Origin of the sequence: Falcatimonas sp. MSJ-15 (genome assembly GCF_018918265.1) — a bacterium.
In the GTDB taxonomy this organism is placed as follows: Bacteria; Bacillota; Clostridia; order Lachnospirales; family Lachnospiraceae; genus Falcatimonas.
In genome coordinates this window covers 12,431-32,201 of the sequence record NZ_JAHLQC010000023.1, presented here as the reverse complement: position 1 = coordinate 32,201, position 19,771 = coordinate 12,431, and the positions used below count along the sequence as shown (strand labels likewise).

18 protein-coding genes are annotated in these 19,771 nt (G+C 43.8%); 14 read left to right on the top strand and 4 right to left on the bottom strand.

The annotated features are described in order from the left end of the window. The first annotated feature begins 4 nt into the window (after positions 1–4). The 5 genes from KQI85_RS14740 (at position 5) to KQI85_RS14720 (ending at position 4,607) form a co-directional block, all read left to right on the top strand. A complete protein-coding gene (locus KQI85_RS14740; protein ID WP_117568848.1) occupies positions 5–901 on the top strand; it encodes a hypothetical protein in 897 nt (298 codons plus the stop codon). Between the two features lie 27 nt (positions 902–928). Further along, entirely contained in the window at positions 929–1,147 is a 219-nt protein-coding gene (locus KQI85_RS14735; RefSeq protein WP_015567852.1) for a DpnD/PcfM family protein, read from the top strand. Beyond that, on the top strand, positions 1,144–1,512 hold the full coding sequence (locus KQI85_RS14730) for a hypothetical protein (protein WP_106492169.1): 369 nt from the start codon (positions 1,144–1,146) through the stop codon (positions 1,510–1,512). Before KQI85_RS14735 ends, KQI85_RS14730 begins: the two co-directional genes overlap by 4 nt. Before the next feature lie 798 nt (positions 1,513–2,310). Further along, positions 2,311–2,670, top strand: coding sequence for a TnpV protein (locus tag KQI85_RS14725; RefSeq protein ID WP_106492170.1), 360 nt, complete (start codon positions 2,311–2,313; stop codon positions 2,668–2,670). Further along, on the top strand, positions 2,595–4,607 hold the full coding sequence (locus tag KQI85_RS14720) for a hypothetical protein (protein ID WP_216576825.1): 2,013 nt from the start codon (positions 2,595–2,597) through the stop codon (positions 4,605–4,607). Before KQI85_RS14725 ends, KQI85_RS14720 begins: the two co-directional genes overlap by 76 nt. 174 nt (positions 4,608–4,781) lie before the next feature. On the opposite strand, the gene KQI85_RS14715 is transcribed toward KQI85_RS14720, so the two are convergent. The 4 genes from KQI85_RS14715 to KQI85_RS14700 are packed head-to-tail and all read right to left on the bottom strand — an operon-like array spanning position 4,782 to position 12,392. Beyond that, on the bottom strand, positions 4,782–7,559 hold the full coding sequence (locus tag KQI85_RS14715; RefSeq protein WP_216576824.1) for a DEAD/DEAH box helicase family protein: 2,778 nt from the start codon (positions 7,557–7,559) through the stop codon (positions 4,782–4,784). Next, complete coding sequence (locus KQI85_RS14710; protein ID WP_216576823.1) at positions 7,553–9,313, bottom strand: site-specific DNA-methyltransferase; 1,761 nt, start codon at positions 9,311–9,313, stop codon at positions 7,553–7,555. The genes KQI85_RS14715 and KQI85_RS14710 overlap by 7 nt, the downstream gene beginning before the upstream one ends. Before the next feature lie 13 nt (positions 9,314–9,326). Then, positions 9,327–12,170: an SNF2-related protein gene (locus tag KQI85_RS14705; protein WP_216576822.1), complete on the bottom strand. Its 2,844-nt coding sequence runs from the start codon at positions 12,168–12,170 to the stop codon at positions 9,327–9,329. Between the two features lie 9 nt (positions 12,171–12,179). Then, positions 12,180–12,392, bottom strand: a complete 213-nt coding sequence (locus KQI85_RS14700; RefSeq protein ID WP_216576821.1) for a helix-turn-helix transcriptional regulator — start codon at positions 12,390–12,392, stop codon at positions 12,180–12,182. 247 nt (positions 12,393–12,639) lie between these two features. Between KQI85_RS14700 and KQI85_RS14695 the strand changes: the two genes are divergently transcribed. The 9 genes from KQI85_RS14695 (at position 12,640) to KQI85_RS14655 (ending at position 19,743) form a co-directional block, all read left to right on the top strand. Continuing rightward, a complete protein-coding gene (locus KQI85_RS14695; protein WP_216576820.1) occupies positions 12,640–13,182 on the top strand; it encodes a helix-turn-helix domain-containing protein in 543 nt (180 codons plus the stop codon). Further along, positions 13,172–13,870, top strand: coding sequence for an ImmA/IrrE family metallo-endopeptidase (locus KQI85_RS14690; RefSeq protein ID WP_216576819.1), 699 nt, complete (start codon positions 13,172–13,174; stop codon positions 13,868–13,870). The genes KQI85_RS14695 and KQI85_RS14690 overlap by 11 nt, the downstream gene beginning before the upstream one ends. Before the next feature lie 94 nt (positions 13,871–13,964). Then, on the top strand, positions 13,965–14,135 hold the full coding sequence (locus KQI85_RS14685) for a hypothetical protein (protein WP_216576818.1): 171 nt from the start codon (positions 13,965–13,967) through the stop codon (positions 14,133–14,135). A gap of 418 nt (positions 14,136–14,553) precedes the next feature. Further along, positions 14,554–15,147 carry a hypothetical protein gene (locus KQI85_RS14680; RefSeq protein ID WP_216576817.1) on the top strand — a complete coding sequence of 198 codons (594 nt, stop codon included), beginning with the start codon at positions 14,554–14,556 and terminating at the stop codon, positions 15,145–15,147. A gap of 282 nt (positions 15,148–15,429) precedes the next feature. Then, positions 15,430–15,795, top strand: coding sequence for an rRNA biogenesis protein rrp5 (locus KQI85_RS14675; RefSeq protein WP_216576816.1), 366 nt, complete (start codon positions 15,430–15,432; stop codon positions 15,793–15,795). Further along, positions 15,785–16,912, top strand: a complete 1,128-nt coding sequence (locus KQI85_RS14670) for a DUF2800 domain-containing protein (RefSeq protein WP_216576815.1) — start codon at positions 15,785–15,787, stop codon at positions 16,910–16,912. Before KQI85_RS14675 ends, KQI85_RS14670 begins: the two co-directional genes overlap by 11 nt. A gap of 1 nt (position 16,913) precedes the next feature. After that, on the top strand, positions 16,914–17,483 hold the full coding sequence (locus tag KQI85_RS14665) for a DUF2815 family protein (RefSeq protein ID WP_216576814.1): 570 nt from the start codon (positions 16,914–16,916) through the stop codon (positions 17,481–17,483). A gap of 20 nt (positions 17,484–17,503) precedes the next feature. After that, positions 17,504–17,686 carry a hypothetical protein gene (locus tag KQI85_RS14660; protein WP_216576813.1) on the top strand — a complete coding sequence of 61 codons (183 nt, stop codon included), beginning with the start codon at positions 17,504–17,506 and terminating at the stop codon, positions 17,684–17,686. Between the two features lie 65 nt (positions 17,687–17,751). Continuing rightward, positions 17,752–19,743: a DNA polymerase gene (locus KQI85_RS14655; RefSeq protein WP_216576812.1), complete on the top strand. Its 1,992-nt coding sequence runs from the start codon at positions 17,752–17,754 to the stop codon at positions 19,741–19,743. Positions 19,744–19,771 lie beyond the last annotated feature (28 nt).

Sequence of the window (19,771 nt, the reverse complement as noted above, 5' to 3'; positions counted from 1 at the left end):
AAGAATGGATTTAAAAGATATGATACTGGTAACAGAAAACGACAGGGGAACAGAGACAAATATGCTGATGACTCTGGATGATTATAAGAGTTTTATAGCAATTGATGATATGTCAGAGCTTGCAGAAAATTTGTTGCAGCTTGGAAGGACACTTGGTGAAGCAGATAACTTCACAGAGTATTACAGGGCAGCAAATGTAACTGTATCTGCGAGATTCTGTCTGGATGATATTCAGCTCGGACATTTTCTTCAGGGATTTTATAACGATTCCAAAGAATTCCGGTTTGATAAAGAAGCCAGTTCTTCTGAATGTGTTGCAAAGCTTAAGGAGATTGGAATGACCGATAAGGGCTGGGTGGATGATTTTAACCTGCATTATGAAATGGAGAACCGCTCATTTGAAAGGGGACAGACATTTCATAACTTCAATGACCATGATTACATGGTGCTTGAAGCATTATCACCAAGGAATCTTGTGGTGATGGATATGAAGTCAGGTTCCCTTACAATCGCCCTTGGTGCGACAGAGTATAAGCGTTATCCGAAGGATGAGAAGCCTACAAAGGACAATACCACAATCGGGGTATCGTGGGAGCATGGCATTTATCTAGGTTCCACACTTTCAACTACAAATTTCAAGGCATACAAGAGGGAGTATGGCACACCGGAAAAGATAGAGGATATCTATGATTACAGGGCAAAGCTAAAGCAGAAGTTCTATTTTTATCAGGATATGTCAAAGGATGATGATGTACCAAAGAAGCTGCAGAATGACTTCCTTCACCAGATGTATGAGGATTTTGGAACGATTGAAGAGGACTGTTTTTACGACAGGCTGGAAGATGGAAAGTACGATGAAGGCTTTAAGGAAAGACAGGTAAAGGAAGAAAAGAGCCGGTGATGAGATTTTTACAGGAGGCGATATCATATGGAACAGGAATTTGATGTTGAGATAAAAGAAGTGCTTTCACGAGTACAGAAAGTAAAGGCAGAGTCGCTTGACGATGCCATCAATAAGGCAATGGATATGTATTATGCAGAGCAGATAGTCCTTGGAGCAGAGGACATGAAGGGAGTTGATTTTGCACCTATCAGCGAAAGTCAGCTCCCTTCTTCATTAAAAGAAAACGGAGGAAGAGCAAGATGAAAAGTGATTCAACAACAGTAATTAAGAACATGGAGTTTTTAGTAAAGGAACTTCATAAGGAGTGGGACAGATCGGGTGCTTCTAAGGCATCCGTTATTATTTCCCTTGAGGAAGTAGATGGTATCAATGATAAGTTAAAAGAGATTATCTATCAGACACAGAAGTCAGTCGATGAGGATGAGCTGACCTTTAAACAGAGCATTGCAAAGTCCAAGGAGTGCTATGTGCTTCTTCGTGTGGTGCGTAAGATTGCAAAGGAAAAGGATAAATGCGAAAAACAGGCAATCGACAATGAATTTGCAATCGAGCTGGATAAGGATGAGTTAAAGCTCTTTAAGGGATTGTTTGCAGAGATGTTTAAGTAGAGGAGGACAAAGGTATGGGCGTTGATATGAAGGTCAAAGCGATATACGATTCTGAAATTGGTAACATCACCAGAACAGATAAGAACTGGAAAGATGTTTTAAAGGTTGCAGGTCAGTTGTACCGCTATGAATTTGACAATATCGTTATGGTAACAGCTCAGAGATCTCCGGAGAGAAGCACACTTATGGCAGATTATGATACCTGGAAAAAGGTGGGAAGATATGTAAAGCGTGGTGCGAAAGGCTGTGCCATTTTCCCGTCAAGGGCACTGAATCCCCGTATGAGATATATCTTTGATATCAGTGATACCGGAGGGAAGAATGTTAAGCTGACATGGGACCTTGAGGGAGAAAATCTTAAGGATTATGTGGATTTTCTTGTGTCAGAAGGTCAGATTGAGCAGTACGATAACAGCGACAGGGAGTCTCTAAAAAATATATTAAAACAGTTTACAGGAACAGATGTTTGGCTTATAATAAAAGAAGAGTTCGGAGACCGAATGACCGAACTTATGCAGCTATCAGGTAGTGTGATAAAGGAAGAAAGTAAGAAACGCAATGGCTTACAGCAGGAAATGGACATGGAGCAGCTTGTATATGCAAGTGTCATGTATGCTGTAGGGACGAGATGCGGATTTGACTTATCTGTGCAAGAACAGGATTTTAGTCAGATCGTAAATATCAAAGACGAAGAGATCATTTACCGTCTTGGTTCCATTGTATGCGATGTCTCCTGTAGTGTTCTTAGAGAATTTAGTCGTAACTTAAAGGCAATCGAGAGCGAAAGGAGAATTGGATATGTTAGAAGAAATGACTTACAAGGAAGTGGACGGACTGCTTTATCCGCAGATAGAGATGCCGGACGAGACGGAGGATCTCACGAAGCTGGGCAAATACGGAAGGATGGCGATGAACTATCTAAAGGAGAACGAGCCGGCAAGATACAAGACGCTGATGAGATTCGGGAAGATGTACGAGAAGATGTCAGCGGTAGAGGAGGAAGCGAACCAGCTGTACGACCAGCTGGAGATGCAGTATCTGGCGAAGCACAAGCCACAGAATCCGTCATCGACAATGGAGATGTGGAAGATAAGAGAGCAGGCGAAGATGCAGGCAGAGGAAGTGGTACTGAATCAGATAGTGATGCGATTCCACTAGAATCAGATGATACAGAACTGAATAGGGAACTTGATGAAATCAATTCATTGGGTGTTAGTAAGGAAGCCGAATATACACAGGCTTCCTTTTTTTTCGACCAGAATGGGCAGGCAAGCATTGGCACTATTCATACTGAGGACGAAAACAATAATCAGTTTATGCGTCAGTTCGAGCAGGACAGAAAAGCTGCATTAGCAGGTAAATACAATTACCTGAATCCCAAAAAGTCTGCAACAGTACCAAGTGAGTATATCAAACAGGTGCTTATGAGAGGTACAGGTTTTATCGGTGGCAAGGGCAGGGTATGCAAGATTTTTGAAACTGAGATTGATGCAGGAACCAGGGCAAAGCGTATCAAAGCAGAATATGGTCAGGGAGGTGCAGGCTGGCCGGTTGACGGACTGGGACTGCACGGATATGACACATTTCATGGGAATGGACTGCGTTTTCAGTGGCGAGATGAGGATGGAGAGGTTGAAGGATATGTTTCGTGGAAAGATATCGAAAAAGAGCTTGGTGTCCTTATTCTTACAGGGGAATACCAGCCTGAGACACCTCGTATTGATGAGCTTGCGATGGACGGACTCCGTGAGGATGATGAGGTCATTGATGCCGAATACCGGGAAGTGGAACCGGAGGAGGCAGAATCAGAGATTGATGATTATGCAATACCGGATGAGCCGGAGAGCTATGCTTCTAACAGAGATTATGTAAGTGCAAAAGGCATGACACCACAGGAAACTGCCGATGAAGACCGCATGGTAACACAGGCAGAATATGGTGCAGAGATAGAAGCTGAAACAACTGAAAAAGATCCATCAGAGCTTCAGTATATTACACCGATTGATTATGCCAAGCGTATTGCAGAGCTTGATGAAGACCTGCGTGATGCGGCGGAGATTCTTGTAACAGATTGCAGCTGCTACACTCCGTTTAGGGCATTCCTTATGGATGTGGTGCAGTCTGATTTTGCATTTATGCCCAATAAACTTGACCTTATCAGGGATATTGCATTAGGGACAGATAATGCAGAAAGAAAGGCATATTCCAACAATAAGTATGGTCTTGTGGAGTACTCAATCAGAAGTGGATATGTGAAGATCAGCTATAAGAACAGGAATGGTGTGCGTAAGGAAGGTGCTCTCGACTGGCGTGAGTTATATGAGATTTTATCCTATATGGTAAAACAGCCATTTTACTGCGGAGAAGACCAGAAAAAGTATTATCAAGAGATAAAGCAGAAGGCTGACAGGGATAAGATGAATCCGGTCTATAAGAGATTCTTTGACATCGAGGATAGTGTAAAAGCTAATCGTCTTGAAACCAGGGAAAGAGCAATAGCGAATGGATGGGAAACCAAGATTGATGAGAATGGACATGTAGTTTCAGATGATGTGGTATCAGTATCTGTGGATGATATTCAGGCTGATACAGAATCACAGGAAACTGTAGATTTTACACCAAAGCAGGAACCAGTACAGCAAGTAGAAAGTCTTGAAAATGAGAAGAATGTTGCCGGGCAGACGAAGCACAACTTCCATTACAATCTCTGGGAAATGGAAAAAGGCGGTGCCAAGACCAGATATCAGTGGAATATGGATGCAATTCGTACTTTAAAGCAGATTGAATCAGAAAACAGGCTTGCAACACCGGAGGAACAGAAAACCTTGTCGAAGTTTGTCGGATGGGGCGGACTGTCACAGGCATTTGACGAGGAAAACGCAGGCTGGAGCAAAGAGTACAAAGAACTCAAAGAGATGTTATCGGATGAAGAGTATGCTGCAGCTAGGGCAACAGTAAACAATGCCTTTTATACTTCACCGGAGATTGCCATGTGCATGAACTCGGCACTTGTCCAGTTTGGTTTCAGAGGCGGCAATGTATTAGAAATAACAAGACCAATTTTGATACAAAGAAATCTACGAAAAACCGCATAGAATAAGGCTTTTTGACTCTTGCAATTGTGTGGAAGAGGCATGAAGCCTTATTTTTATGCCATAAAACAGGCATTCGCACTTTCTGCTGGTGCATACAATTTACGAACATACAATAAAATCCACGAACTAAAAAGCGTTCGTGGATTTTATAAATATTGCCATCGTACTGGATATTTAGTCTGTAGCAATCTCCATCTGCTTATACTCAACGCGATTTTTGACCAGATAGCCAAAGCTGGAATTGATACGTACCTCATCGTGAGAGAGAAGCACATACTGCCACGACTTGCCGCCGTTTTCAGCATTCCAGTCAGTGACAGCCTGGCAGAACACCTTGGCGGCCTTGGCTTTCTGAATGACAGGTTCGCTGGTTAGTTCGTTGCTTGCTTTGGTTTCAACCATATAAATCATATCTGCCGTCTCAACAATAAAGTCCGGCTCATATCGGTTAATGCCGCCTGGACCGTAGTAGATGTCGAACTGCTTTGCAGAAGGTCTCATCCATTTCAGTACGGATTTATCATTTTCGAGTACAATAGCAAAATCACGTTCGGTTCCACTGTCGAATTTATATAAGGTGTGGCACGCCTTGGTAAAGCCATTGAACACCTTACTACGAACTTCACCAGCAGGTATATTTGCTCTCAAATCGTATATCTCATCAGACTTGAACTTGCCGCCAAAGCCGGTCTCAATGCGTGAAAATGGACGCATTTTTGATGCTCGGAAATTGATTTCCTCATGATAGAAATGCTCGTTCATCTGATTGTAAATAATGTCAGCGATGGTCTTCTGACGGTCACGCATAACTTTCTCGGCTTCTTCATCTGTGAGATAAGACAGGAAGTGCTGCTTAGCCTCATTGACCAGAGAATAAATCAGGTCAGCACAAGATGAATAATCTACATTGTCGTGGACAATAATGTGACGGACAATTTCATTCTCAGCAGTATCGACCTTTGCCATTGCAGAACGGTCAGATTCCATTTCAAAGGTTTTACCACCTTCCTGCAATTCTGTTCCGAGCAGCGTATCATCGGAAGGATGCCAGTTCATGCTACTTGTGTTAAGCGTAAATTCTGTGAATCCCTGCTTTACCTCAGTAAAAGGCTGTACAACTGTTTGTGGGATAGGAATAACCCTGTCGGTCAGTTCCTGCACGCAGGTTTCGATGGCCTTTTCAACAACACTCTCAAGGTCTTCTGCCTTCAATCCCATTTCTGGGAATTGACGGATTGTTTCATTGATAACTGTCTTCTTTACGAAGTTACGGGATTCTTCATCATGTACCGCATCGAATGTTTTAACCTGCTTGCTTAAATCCATAACGGACTTGGATGCATAATGAGCCACGAATTTTGCAACTTCCTGCACTTTTTCCTGCGGCTTTTCCTCATTGCCGTATTTGGCAGTTTCTTCTTTCAGAATGAAAGAAAGTTGTTCGGTAAAGCTGTAATCTGTGGTAGCGACTTCATATGCAGATGGAAGTTCAACGGTTTCACGCTGTTCGTTATTACGCTCGATTTCTGAATCGTTGATATAATAGACCTTGCGTACCAGAGATTCTGGGTCATTGGCAAGGTTGATGATTGCCTCATATTTATCATGGCTGACAATCGAAAGGCGATCCACCTCTTCTACGCCAGTTCTTTCACCGTAAGGAAGACGTAGCCCTCGTCCGATGGTCTGCTCTGTCAGAGTTTCGGATGCAGATGCACGAAGCGGAATGATCGTATAAAGGTTAGTGACATCCCATCCTTCTTTCAACATATTTACATGGATAACAATTTCAATTTTGTTATCCGGCTTTTCCAGAGCAAGCAGACGCTGAATATTTTCATCCTTTTCCGATTTTTTCTGATCGGAGTTGATTTCCATAACTTTGTCGGCATAATAACCGTTAAAGAAATCCTTGGATTTTATATATTCCATCAGTGCTTTAGAGTGATCGGTGTCTCTTGCCACAACGAGTACAAACGGCTTGACGATAGGCTTGTCGTTACTACGGGCATATACTTCGAGATGACTCTTTGTTTCTTCGTGAATTCGCAGACCATCATTTAATTTCTCATGGTCAAGTTGCTCTGGAGTATACTCTTCAGGACGGAAGTCCTTACGGGTGAATACGGCAGGAACTTTTACATAGCGTTCATCTTTCAGCGCATGAGCCAGACTATATTCATAAACCACATTTTTGAATGGAACAGCCTTGGCACCTTTCTGAATCTGCGGAGTAGCAGTCAGCTCCACACCGAGAATAGGTTTCAGGTCATTGATGACCTCAAAACTCTTATCGGCGTGGTAGTGGTGGCTCTCATCCATAAAGATGCACAGATCCGGCAACGACTGTAAATATTCAAAATATGAAGTTCCAAGCACCTCATTCAAACGTTTAATACGTGCCGGCTCTCCATTCTTGCCTTTGCTTTCTGCGTTCAGCTTAGAGATGTTAAAAACATTGATTACTACATCATTTACACCAAATGTACCCTGTCGAAAATCAGCATAGTTATCGCCATCAATGATTCTTGGCGGTTTGGCAAAGAGATCGAGACCTTTGAATACATACTTAGGGTTTGATGTATTGCCAAGGTCTGCTTTCAGTTTATCGTAGATTGTCAAATTGGGTGCCATAACGAAAAAGTTTTTGATTCCTTTTTCATAACGCAGGTAAGCAATGCAAGCACCCATCAATCTTGTTTTGCCGATACCGGTTGCCAGCGCAAAGCAGAAAGAAGGAAAATCTCTCTCAAAACTGCTGAGCGTAGGGCAAAGAGCGTGGACGGCTTCCAGTTCCGCATCGAGATCAGGTTCTTTGGAAAACGTCAGAATATCGCAGAGCCTTGCAAAAATCTCAAGGCTTTCTCGCTGCGGCTGACGAAGAGCAAGGACATTTTCGATGTACTTGGAATGGTAAGTATAGAATTTTTCTGTGAAAGGCTCTCTTAGCATTCTTCGTCCTCCTCCCATTCATCCTCATCGATTTCCGGTGGGTCAATGATGTTCAGATTATAATTATCAACACCAAATTCGCATTTTTTCAAAACGGACTGCGGAATTTTGCGGACATTGATATTATCATAGCGCTTGTTCAATCCGTTATCGAAGGCAGGAGCGCAGACCAGCAGATTCTCGAATGAATCGACATCTTCTGCAATGCTGTCAAGCATCTTGGAATCCAAGTATTGTGTCGTGACATAGATAAAGCTGTTATCCTGGCTATATCCCTGTTTCCAATAGACTTCCTTATTCGGAGCATAAGTGAAACCGTTTATCTTTGCTACGGCAGCAGCAATCATAGTAGAGTTATATTTACTGGAAAATACAGGGTTCCCATATTTGTCTTTTTCGATAAGAGTAGGAGCAAGCTCATAGAACTTATAACCGCCGCCACCTTGCCAGTTAACATCATTTGTGATGCCACCATTATCAGTACCGTCAATCACGCTGTTAAGACGTGGGATGCAGTGAGTATAGCAGTGATTTCCGAGTTCAATACCGATGTATCTACGACCCATTTTGTGAGCAACTGCAGCAGTAGTACCTGAACCGAGAAAGCTATCAAAGACAAGATCGCCAGGCGCAGTAGCCATGGTAAGAATGCGAGAAATAAGACGTTCAGCTTTTTTCCCGTTGGGAAATTCAACACTGCCTTCTTTGGTTAGATTTTTCGTTTCACCAACAAAGTCCCAATAAGTACCTTGTAAGTTTTTCTTGTACAATTCACCATCGCGTTCTTCGGCAACATCTCTTAACCAGGCAAACAACCTGAAAGATGAACCTTTGTAAAACTGTTCATACAGTTGTCCTTTGTTTCGCCCTGTTTTAGGCACATATTCAATAGAATATAAATCACTTTCTATTCCTATTTCCTGAACCTTCTCCATAACTCGTGGGCGGATAGAGCTTTGTGGCATTGCTGTTTGGAACAGACAAGTTGCATATTTTTTATATGCCTCTGATTCGCTGAGTTTTTCTTCTCGCATCAAAGCTGATATAGGTTTTATAGAGTAGTTGACTCGTTTGTATATTTTGATTTCATTCCCATCGCCATCAACAGTCGAGCCAACGTATATCTTTTCACCAGCATCCACAAGCGCAGTAGTGTATTTCCAGCTCTTACCTTCGTCTCGATATTCCTGTACAAGTTTAGCAATCGGAGAATAAGAGTATACAGGCGTAAATGGCTTTATTAAATTGTAATCTTTCGCATATACTACGATATACTCTATGTTCTTTTTGAGACGTTTGTCTTCTCCACCTCCAGATGCTCCAGCAATATTCTTCATAAGGACACTGATTGTGTTTATGTAATTGTTTCTGCCGAAAATCTCGTCCATTATTACCTTAAGATAGGCATATTCGACATCATCTATCTGCACAAAGATACTGCCCTCTGGTGCTAATAATGTCCGTAGTATTTCGAGGCGTGCCTTCATAAGTTTTAACCAAATGGAATGCTCTAAGTTATCATCATAATGCTCAAATGCCGCACCGGTATTGTATGGCGGATCGATATAAATACACTTTACCTGTCCGGCAAACTGCTGTTCCAGTGCTTTTAGGGCAAGGAGATTATCTCCATGAATTAACATATTTTGTGCGTTTGGATCGCCATAATCCTTGGATGGATCATGGAGCAGAATACGAGGCTCAACCTGTGGCTGCTCGTCCTTTCCAATCCATGTAAGTTCTAATCTTTGCATTGATTTACCTCCGTCATACGACCTCAAAGGAGATGGTCATGATATGTTCAGTGACGATTTTACCTTCGAGTTTTTTCTTCATTTCTTCCTGCAAACGTTCATTGTCTGCATCTATTTTGTCTTGCTGTGCGTAAAGGTCACGCTGTTTTTCTTTACGCTTTTTCTCCAGCTTATTGATTTCATCCTTCAGAGCAAGCATCTGATCCAATGGAAGATTGGTACTGTTTTTGAATTCTTTCTTTTTTGCAGTGATTTCTTTTCGCATCTCCTTGATTTCACGTTCCAGACCGTCCTTTAATTCCTCAGAATAGGCATCCAGCTTATCGCATTCATCAAGATAATACTGTCTGTTGGCATTTTCAATCTGCGTTTGCTGCATTTCAAGCCGTTCTTTTCGCTTGGCAATCAACTGTGCTGACTCCGGAGGACAGCTGCCGTCAATCATTCCAGGAAGTTCAAGAAGGCGGTTTACCAGGTCGTTGTCCAATTCACTGCCATCATCTGTGATAACGGTGTATACAAGGTGTTCTTCTTCTCCAATGCCGTCATAGGACATTTTATCGATGGAGAGAGTGCCTTTCAGACCCGGATGGGATGTAAAGAAGGAAATATTTCTGGAAGAACCTGTATGGTCAAATTTAATATTGACCGCAGGCAAATCAACTTGGATGGCTTCCTCCAACCAACGCTGAAAGAAGGAATCCTCTTTTCGCAGGAACAAATCGCCTTCAGCTTCAGCATCCTTCCATTTGAGATTATAGGTCTGAGTCGTGCCGTCATCGTTTTTGCAAGTGAATCGCCATTCATCCAAAGGTTCTACTCGCTCTGCACCATGAATAAGGAAGAAGTAGTACATCCACTGGCTGAATTTATCAAGGCTCGCAATTGTATCCTTTTGGCAGTCAGCAAGACGGTTTGCGACTTCTTCGTCAAAATTTTCCAAAATCGACTGTCTGGCAGCGACCATCTTTTCATTGATCTGATCTGCGAGTTCTTCCTGCAACTCATCAAACTCACGTTGAATATCTTCCTGGTTCTTACACTTTTGATAAATTTCTGCAATTCGCTTTTCAAAATCAACACCGGATTCTACAGAACCAAGAACCTCATCCGAAGAACCAAAAACACCGCTAAAGAGCGTAAATTTCTGGTCTAAGAGTTCATATACACGCCTGTCTGCCGCATTCTTGTTGTTCAGGAAATTGATTACAACAACATCATTCTTTTGACCGTATCTGTGACAGCGGCCGATTCGCTGTTCAATTCGCTGTGGATTCCAAGGCAGATCATAATTCACGACAATGCTGCAGAACTGAAGATTGATACCCTCGGATGCAGCCTCTGTACCAATAAGGATGCTTGCTCTGTCACGAAACTCCTCAACGATAGCCGCCTTAACATCCGCCGTTCTTGAACCGGAGATTTTACCGTCTGATTTATGACGTTCCTTCCATTTGTTATAGATTTCCCTTGACCCGGTATCGTTGTTTACACCATTCAAAAATACGATCTGATCTTTGTAGCCGTTGTTGGAAAGCAGAGTAAACAGGTAATTCTGCGTTCTTTTGGATTCTGTGAAAATTACAGCCTTTCGCTGACCACCGAGTTCAGCTGTTTTATTAAAACCCTGCTGCAGTGCAGTAAGAAGATTATCACCCTTTGAATTGCTGGTGATGCTTTTTGCAAGTTCCGCATATCCGCGCAGAAGCTCTAATTCTGCCTCAATTCCTGCACAGTCACGTTTCAGATCCTCTTCGAGAATTTCATCTGCCGCTTCGTCCTCTTCATCGTACTCAGCATATGTATCAAAATCATCGAGATCAAGTTCGCTTTTATAGCCGGCTAACATTGATTCAAGGCGGGTGATAAGTGATTCCAGCGTCCCACTGATTGCAAAGGATGAAGACGCCAGCAGCTTTCGCAACACCATTGTGATAAGATTGCGCTGACCTTCCGGCAATGCATATAATTTTTCTGTCTGCAAGTATGCGGAGATGCCGTTGTACAGTTCTTCCTCCGCCCTGGATGGAGAGTACTCCTGTAGCATAGCAATACGGTTCGTGTATCTTACATACTCGGTAACCTGGGAACGGAGTGTCCGCTTGCAAAAGTTCTGTAGTCTTGATCTAAGAGAACGATTGCGGACATCCGTATTGGTTACTGCAACATACATCTCCCGGAAAGTTTTTTCATCACCGAACACGTGGTCATCAATCAAACTGGTAAGGCCATAAAGCTCCAAGAGATTATTCTGCAGTGGGGTGGCGGTGAGCAGGAGCTTTTTTCTTGCTCCGGCAAGGGCATTTTTAAGACGATTTCCTGTCACGTTATTGGGTTTATAGACATTGCGCAGTTTGTGCGCTTCATCCATAATAACCAGATCCCAAGGCACACTGCGAAGCTCTGCATCCTTCCGAGCTGCAAAATTATAAGAGCAGATAATTACCTTGTCGGTAACATCAAAAGGATTACCTTTTCCTTCTTTCTTTGCCTTATTGAACGTGGAGGCCTCCATGATGATGGAATCAATATAAAACTTATCACTCAACTCAGCTCTCCACTGCATACGAAGGGAAGCCGGAACAATTAAAAGAATATGACGCTTTCTCTCTGACCAATACTGTGCAAGCACAAGACCACCCTCGATGGTTTTTCCAAGACCGACCTCGTCAGCGAGAAGTGCACCGCTGCTGAGCGGTGATTTCATAGCAAATAAAGCAGCATCTACCTGATGCGGATTCAAATCAACCTTAACGCCGGACATAGCGGATGCTAATCCGTCAATCGTTGATTCGGAACGTTTCAGTTTTATCTGTTCCGCAAAGTAGCGTGCCTGATGCGGAGTATAATTCTCCATTTAAACACCTCAATTCGTTGTATTGTCTGTGATTTCCATGATATCTGACACATCGCAGTTGAGTGCCAGGCATATTTTTTCTATAATTTCTGTATTTACATTTTCGTTTCTGCCTAATTTTGTAATGGAAGCTGCACTGACCCCAGACATTTGCTGCAGGTCTTTCTTCTTTAAATCTCTATCTATGAGAAGCTTCCACAGTTTTTTGTAGCTGATTGCCATGTCTCCACCTCTTCCTTTGAAACTACAGTAATTAACCCTTATATTATAGCACACAATGGGTGAAAAAGCAAGAATAATGACGAGAACGCAAGAATAACGGTGAATAAACAGTAAAATTAAAACAGACACAGTACGGCAATAAAAAGTTTACAGATAAGAAAAATGATGCCATTGACAGGCGCACGAGAATATGCTACAATAATTACGCAAGTTAGCGAATAAGCGAATTGTAGAAAGGAGAAACATCATGGTAGGCGATTTTGGAAAGTTTATTAATGAGAAACGAAAAGGCCGCGGTCAAGGTGGTTCTGATGTTCTTCTTCGTGATCTTGCGGCAGCTATGGGTGGAATGTCAGTATCTTACCTGTCCGATATTATAAAAGGAAGAAGAAACCCACCTGAAAAGAAACTGCTCGACATCATGGCAGAGGTTTTAAAGCTGGATGATGACGAACGGGAAGAAATGTATAATCTTGCAGGACAGGAGCGAGATGAAGTAGCACCGGACCTTCCGGAATACATTATGGATGAAAGCATTCCTCACGTAAGGACTGCACTGCGTACTGCTAAAAAGGCAGGACTTGGTGATGAATTTTGGAATGCTGTGAATACCGGAGCCAAACGCGGAAAGATCGACTGGGAGAAAACAGTCAATGCATCAAAGTCTGAAAATGTGCAGTCCGGTGCGTTGGGTGAGGTTATAAAAAAAGCGGAGGCTAAAGGATTAGGCGATGCTTTTTGGAAGAAAATACTCGAAGAAATGGATGGGGATAATACAGATGGCGAGTAATTATGTTGAAACAAAATCGCTTGTTCCCATCATTCCCAAGGATAAATTTGATGAAGTAGCAACGGAGTTTTTGGAGAAATACTGTCCGGAAGCACTGGAAAAACCAATGCCTGTACCAATTATGGATATAGCAAGACGCAAGATGGGGTTAAAAATTGTACCGGATTTTCGTCTGTCGGAAGATTTTAGTGTCTATGGTCAGATATGTTTTACAAGCGGAAAAGTACCTGTGTACATAAGGGAATCCGATGAATACGTTGATATCACTGTAAAACGCGGCACAATGCTGATTGACCCGGATACTCTTTTAGAGAGAAATGTTGGGTGCCTGAATAACACAATTGCACATGAGTGCGTTCACTGGTTTAAGCATCGAAACTATCATATGTATTGCAACGGTGCAGGAATAACGATAAAGTCTTCATACAATTATCCGGCTCAGAAGTTGGATGATTCCAAACAAGCGGAGTGGAGTGACGATGATTGGATGGAGTGGCAGGCTAACGGAATAGCACCTAAGATTCTAATGCCAGTTCAAACGGTTGAATCAGCTGTAAGAGATATGTTGAATTCATCTGCTGTTCCGAACCCACCTCGCTGGTGGGCTATCAATCAGCTTGCTGATTTCTATAAAGTGTCTAAAATTTCTGCAGAAATTCGTTTGCAGGAATTAGGAATAGATGTATAAAAATATATGCCACTGGCAGTGGCTATATTTTTTACAATATGAGTTCGCAGCTAAGCGTAACTGCGATATGAAATAAGGAGGCGATATGCAAAGTATGCAAGTCAGATCAAAACATGGAACCGGAAAGCTTCTATTTGAATGGAATCCGGAAACGAATCAGGTTGAAATGGTTATTAAAGGAATCTATTACCTTGTCGACCTTAATTCGAAAACGAAAGAATACAAGATTGTTGAAGAATATGCTAAAAAAGAAAAAGCTTCATAAACATTAAATTCTTCAGAGCTGCGAGATGGCCAGAAAGGATGCTGTAAAAAAACTACGGCATCTTTCTGGCCATTTTTTTATTTTGAGGCTTCGGATTTATTTACTTTCATTCGCCTATAGAAGCGGAGACCCAGAAAGAGAAGCAAAAGTCATTATCACGCACATCAATCAAGCATGACTGTTATGTGGGTCAATAAAAAATGACCTTAAATAAAAAATCACAATGAGCCTGATTACGTATAGGGCAATTTGGATACATAAGTCGCATTTTACCGATTTCTATTGGAAAAAGCTGAAATGTGTACCCTTATTTCCTTATACCCTTTTTTAGGTATTCGGACGGCTGGGGCACATAATCTCCTGGCCGTTTTTTTGTATCCGAATTGCCCTTCCCGTCAACAGGCGGAAGGGACAATCTATGAAAATCAAAAAAACACCACAGAACAAGCGAGGTACCTACAAATTATTTGATGAGAATAACAAGCTCATAACAGAGTACAAACCCGGTAAGGACGGAGTTACTGAACTTGATATTTTGAACCTTCATAAAATGGACGATCATGAAGTCTATGTCAATGGAAAAGAAGCCAGCCTCCCAGAATGGTACAAGCCGCACTACGAAGAATGGAAGGATAAATTTATTAAAGAATTTGAACAGAAAGCAGGAAGAAAACCGTTTAATGATGAAATTCCAGGACGCCATCGTCAGTACGAATCGTGGGAGCAAGAAACCCAAGATGGAGATGAACTGGGCGATAGCAGCCGCTTAGAAGCTGAAACAGCGATCCCGTTCGAAGAAAAACTCTCAAGTCCTGTTTATCGTCTGCGTGAAATCGTGGCGGCGATGCCGGAGCAATGGCAGAAAGTATATCAACTGGTATTACTCGAAGCAAGGTCTAAGGCTGAGGCAGGTCGTATTTTGGGTATTAGCGATGTGCGGGTCGGACAGATTGTGCGGAAAATCAATGCGGTTATAGCCAATGATGAAGAAATGAAAACTTTATATCGCTGATACTTCGGATTGTGGATGTTCCTTTTGCCTATAGGTGTGTAAGAGACAAACGAAACTGCTCTTGCAGAAAGGATGGTGGCGATATGGCATTGAAACACAGAATCCGTATCAACGTCACGACTGAAAAAGCCAAAGGTCGCATTCTTGAGGGTGCAGAATGCAGGCTGCCGATGAGACTTCTCCGTTTTCTTTTTGGAGATTTTACAACGGTATATCTGCTTTCTCCGGGACAAAGCGTTGAGTCGGTAGAAGTACACGAAGTCAAAGGAGGTTGAAAGGAAGATGAGCAGGATAAAAATACTTTTGGATGTCATTGAAGATATTCACTCGCTTGGGGACAGTTTGCAGATTCTTGCTGATGCGATAGCAAGCGATGAATCATCTGAAAATTCAGAAGAGTGTAAAGAAAATGAAAAGCAGCCTGCGAAAAATAGTGCTGCTAAGAAGAAAGAGCCAGAGCCGCCTGCGGAAAAGGAACTGACGCTGGAAGAAGTCAGAGCTGTTCTGGCAGATAAGTCGAGAGCCGGATTTACCGAACAGGTCAAAGAGCTTCTGAAAAAGCATGGTGCGGACAAGCTCTCTGCGGTTGACCCGGCAGAGTATAAAGCACTGCTTGCGGATGCGGAGGTGCTGGGAAATGCCGGATAAGCACGCAGTCCTGTCAGCATCATCCAGTCACAGGTGGATTGCCTGCCCGCCATCAGCACTCCTTTGTGCCAAGGAAAAGGATGTATCCAGTGAATTTGCCATGCAGGGAACGGACGCACACAGTTTGTGCGAGTTTAAAGTGAAAAAATCGCTTGGGCAGGCAGTCAAAGACCCAACCGAATCTCTGACTTACTTCGATGAGGAGATGGCAGACTGTTCCGATATGTATGCACAGTATGTGCTGGAACAGGTGGAAGCATCCAGGAAGAAATGCAAAGACCCTATTGTTCTGGTAGAACAGCGTCTGGACTTTTCCAAGTGGGTGCCTGAGGGATTCGGTACCGGGGACTGCGTGATTGTGGCAGATGAAACACTGACAATTATTGACATGAAATACGGAGTCGGAATTTTTGTTTCCGCAGAGAAAAATCCGCAGATGATGTGTTACGCATTGGGAGCTTTGGCTCTGTTTGATGGAATTTACGATATCACCGAGGTGTCGATGACGATCTTCCAGCCGCGAAGGGACAACATCAGCACATACACCATTTCAAAAGAAGAACTGCTTAAGTGGGCGGATGAGGTGCTTTCCCCTGCCGCACAGCTTGCGGCAAAGGGCGAAGGCGAATTCAAAGCCGGAAGCCACTGTCAGTTCTGCAAAGTAAAAGCCACCTGCCGGAAGCGAGCAGAGTACAACCTGGAACTTGCCCGTTATGACTTTGAGATGCCTGCCAACTTGGAAGATGAAGAGATAGAGGTCATTCTTTCCAAAGCAGACGAGCTTGTTTCCTGGGTAGGAGACATCAAGGAATATGCACTGCAGCAGGCAGTCAGCGGAAAAGAGTGGGCAGGCTGGAAACTGGTCGAGGGACGCTCGAACCGCAGATATGTAAATGAAACCGCCGCAGCAGACAAAGTGCGGTCGGCAGGATATGACCCATATGAACACAAAGTTCTGGGCATCACTGCTATGACGAAACTGCTCGGCAAGACAAAATTTGAAGAACTGCTCGGCGGTCTGATCGAGAAGCCGCAGGGCAAGCCAACGTTAGTACCTATGTCGGACAAGCGCCCGGCAATGAATACAGCAGCAAATGATTTTAAGGAGGACAACTGATATGTCAAAGAATTTTATGAACCCGACCAAAGTAATCACCGGACCTAAGACTCGCTGGAGCTATGCCAATGTATGGGATGCCAAGAGCATCAACGGAGGCACTCCGAAGTTCAGCGTATCCCTCATCATTCCGAAAAGTGATACCGCAACCGTAAACAAGATCAAGGCAGCAATCCAGGCTGCTTACACCGAGGGCGAATCCAAGCTGAAGGGCAACGGCAAGAGTGTGCCTGCACTTTCGGTACTGAAGACTCCGCTTCGTGACGGCGATTTGGAGCGTCCGGATGATGCGGCTTACGCAGACAGCTACTTTATCAATGCCAACAGTGCAACAGCTCCCGGCATTGTAGATGCTGACCGTCAGCCGATTCTTGACCGCAGTGAAGTATACAGCGGTGTGTATGGTCGTGCATCCATCAATTTCTATGCTTTTAACTCCAATGGCAACAAGGGCATTGCCTGCGGGCTGAACAATCTCCAGAAGATTGCAGATGGCGAACCTCTTGGCGGCAAGTCCCGCGCTGAGGATGATTTTGCAGATACAGCAGATGAGGACGATTTCCTCGCATAAGAAAGGACAGGTGAAAATCTATGACAATGCTGCAGACGGTTTTGACAACAGCACTTTTGGTAATGTGGCTCTGCTTCAGCATCACATTCCTGGTTTCGGCCATCCAGAGCTTTATTTTTGACCGCAGACGTGAGAAGCGGGAGCAGGAAAAGGAACAGCGTGATCTGGAATACCATGAGGAACGCATGAAAAATCTGAAATAACATGAGTACGGCGGGCGGCAGGAAGTTTTCTGCCGTCTGCTTTGCTGTAAAGGACGGTGACGATAATGGAAAAAATCAATAGTTTATCTTTGGACTTGGAAACCTTCAGTGATGTGGATCTGAATAAATGCGGTGTATATAAATATGCCCAGTCCTCTGCATTTGAAATCCTGCTGTTCGGTGTGTCAGTAAACGGCGGTGAGGTGCAGGTCTATGATCTGGCACAGGGAGAATCAGTGCCGATGGAAATTATCAAAGCACTGACGGACATTTCTGTTTTGAAATGGGCATTCAATGCTTCTTTCGAGAGGGTCTGCCTGTCAGTGTGGCTTCAAAGATATTATCCGCAGTATTTTGAAAGCTACAGCATTCATGAGGATACAGTCGGAGATTATCTGGACCCTTCAGCATGGCGATGCTCGATGGTATGGTCGGCATATATGGGACTGCCGTTGTCTCTTGCAGGTGTCGGGGCTGTGCTTGGCCTGTCGGAACAGAAACTGAAAGAAGGCAAAGACCTCATTCGATATTTTTGCGTTCCATGCAAGCCGACACAAACCAACAGCGGCAGGACAAGAAATCTGCCGGAGCATGATGCACAGAAATGGGAAACTTTCAAGGCGTACAACAAGCGTGATGTCGAGGTGGAGATGTCCATCCAGGACAGACTAAAAAAATATCCAGTGCCGGATTTTGTGTGGGAAGAGTATCGCATCGATCAGGAAATCAACGACAGAGGGATTGCGCTGGATAGGACTCTTGTGAAAAACGCCATTGCTTTTGATAAAAAATCCAAAGCGGAGCTGTCGGAAAAAATGCAGGAACTGACAAATCTTGATAATCCAAATTCGGTACAGCAGATGAAGCAGTGGCTTGCAGATAATGGTTTGGAAATGGACAGCCTTGGGAAAAAGGAAGTGGCAGCAGTATTGAAAACAACACCGGAGCCGCTTCGAACAGTGCTGACATTGCGGCAGCAGCTCGCTAAATCTTCGGTCAAAAAATATCAGGCAATGGAAAATGCAGTCTGCGAAGACGGCAGAGCCAGAGGAATGTTCATGTTTTATGGTGCAAACAGGACAGGCAGGTTTGCCGGCCGCATCATACAGCTGCAGAATCTGCCGCAAAATCATATGCCGGACTTGGAGCAGGCACGAGGTCTTGTCAGGGACGGAAACTATACGGCGGCAGAGCTGTTATACGATGATATACCGGACACACTGTCCCAGCTGATCCGCACAGCTTTTGTGCCAAGACCCGGCATGAAATTTGTGGTGTCGGATTTTTCTGCAATTGAAGCGAGAGTGCTTTCGTGTCTTGCTGGCGAAAAATGGCGAAGTGAGGTCTTTGCCAATAATGGAGATATTTATTGTGCATCGGCATCGGCTATGTTTGGCGTGCCTGTGGAAAAGCATGGAGTGAACGGGCATCTGCGGCAGAAAGGAAAAATCGCAGAGCTGGCACTCGGTTATGGCGGCTCGGTCGGTGCATTGAAAGCAATGGGAGCATTGGATATGGGACTATCTGAAGATGAGCTGCAGCCGCTGGTGGATATGTGGCGAAGCTCCAATCCTAACATCGTGAAGTTCTGGTGGGAAGTTGACCGATGTGTCAAGGAAACTGTGAAAAAGAGAGTGCCGACCGAAACGCATGGCATCCGCTTTATCTATCAGAGCGGGATGCTTTTCATCAAGCTCCCTTCCGGCAGACAGCTTTCCTATGTAAAACCTCGCATGGGAGAGAACCGATTCGGCGGTGAAGCAGTCACCTATGAAGGAGTCGGCGGCACGAAGAAATGGGAACGCATCGAAAGTTACGGTCCAAAGTTCGTGGAAAATATCGTGCAGGCTATCAGCCGGGATATTCTGATGTATGCGATGAAGACGCTGTCGCATTGCTTTATCTGCGGCCATGTACATGACGAGCTGATCATCGAATGCAGCAAAGATGTATCGGTGGATGCCATCTGTGAGCAGATGGGAAGAACACCGCCCTGGATTCCGGGACTTCTGCTTCGTGCAGACGGATACGAATGCGAATTTTATAAAAAGGATTAAAAAATGTCTCCTGCTCTTTTTGTGAGCA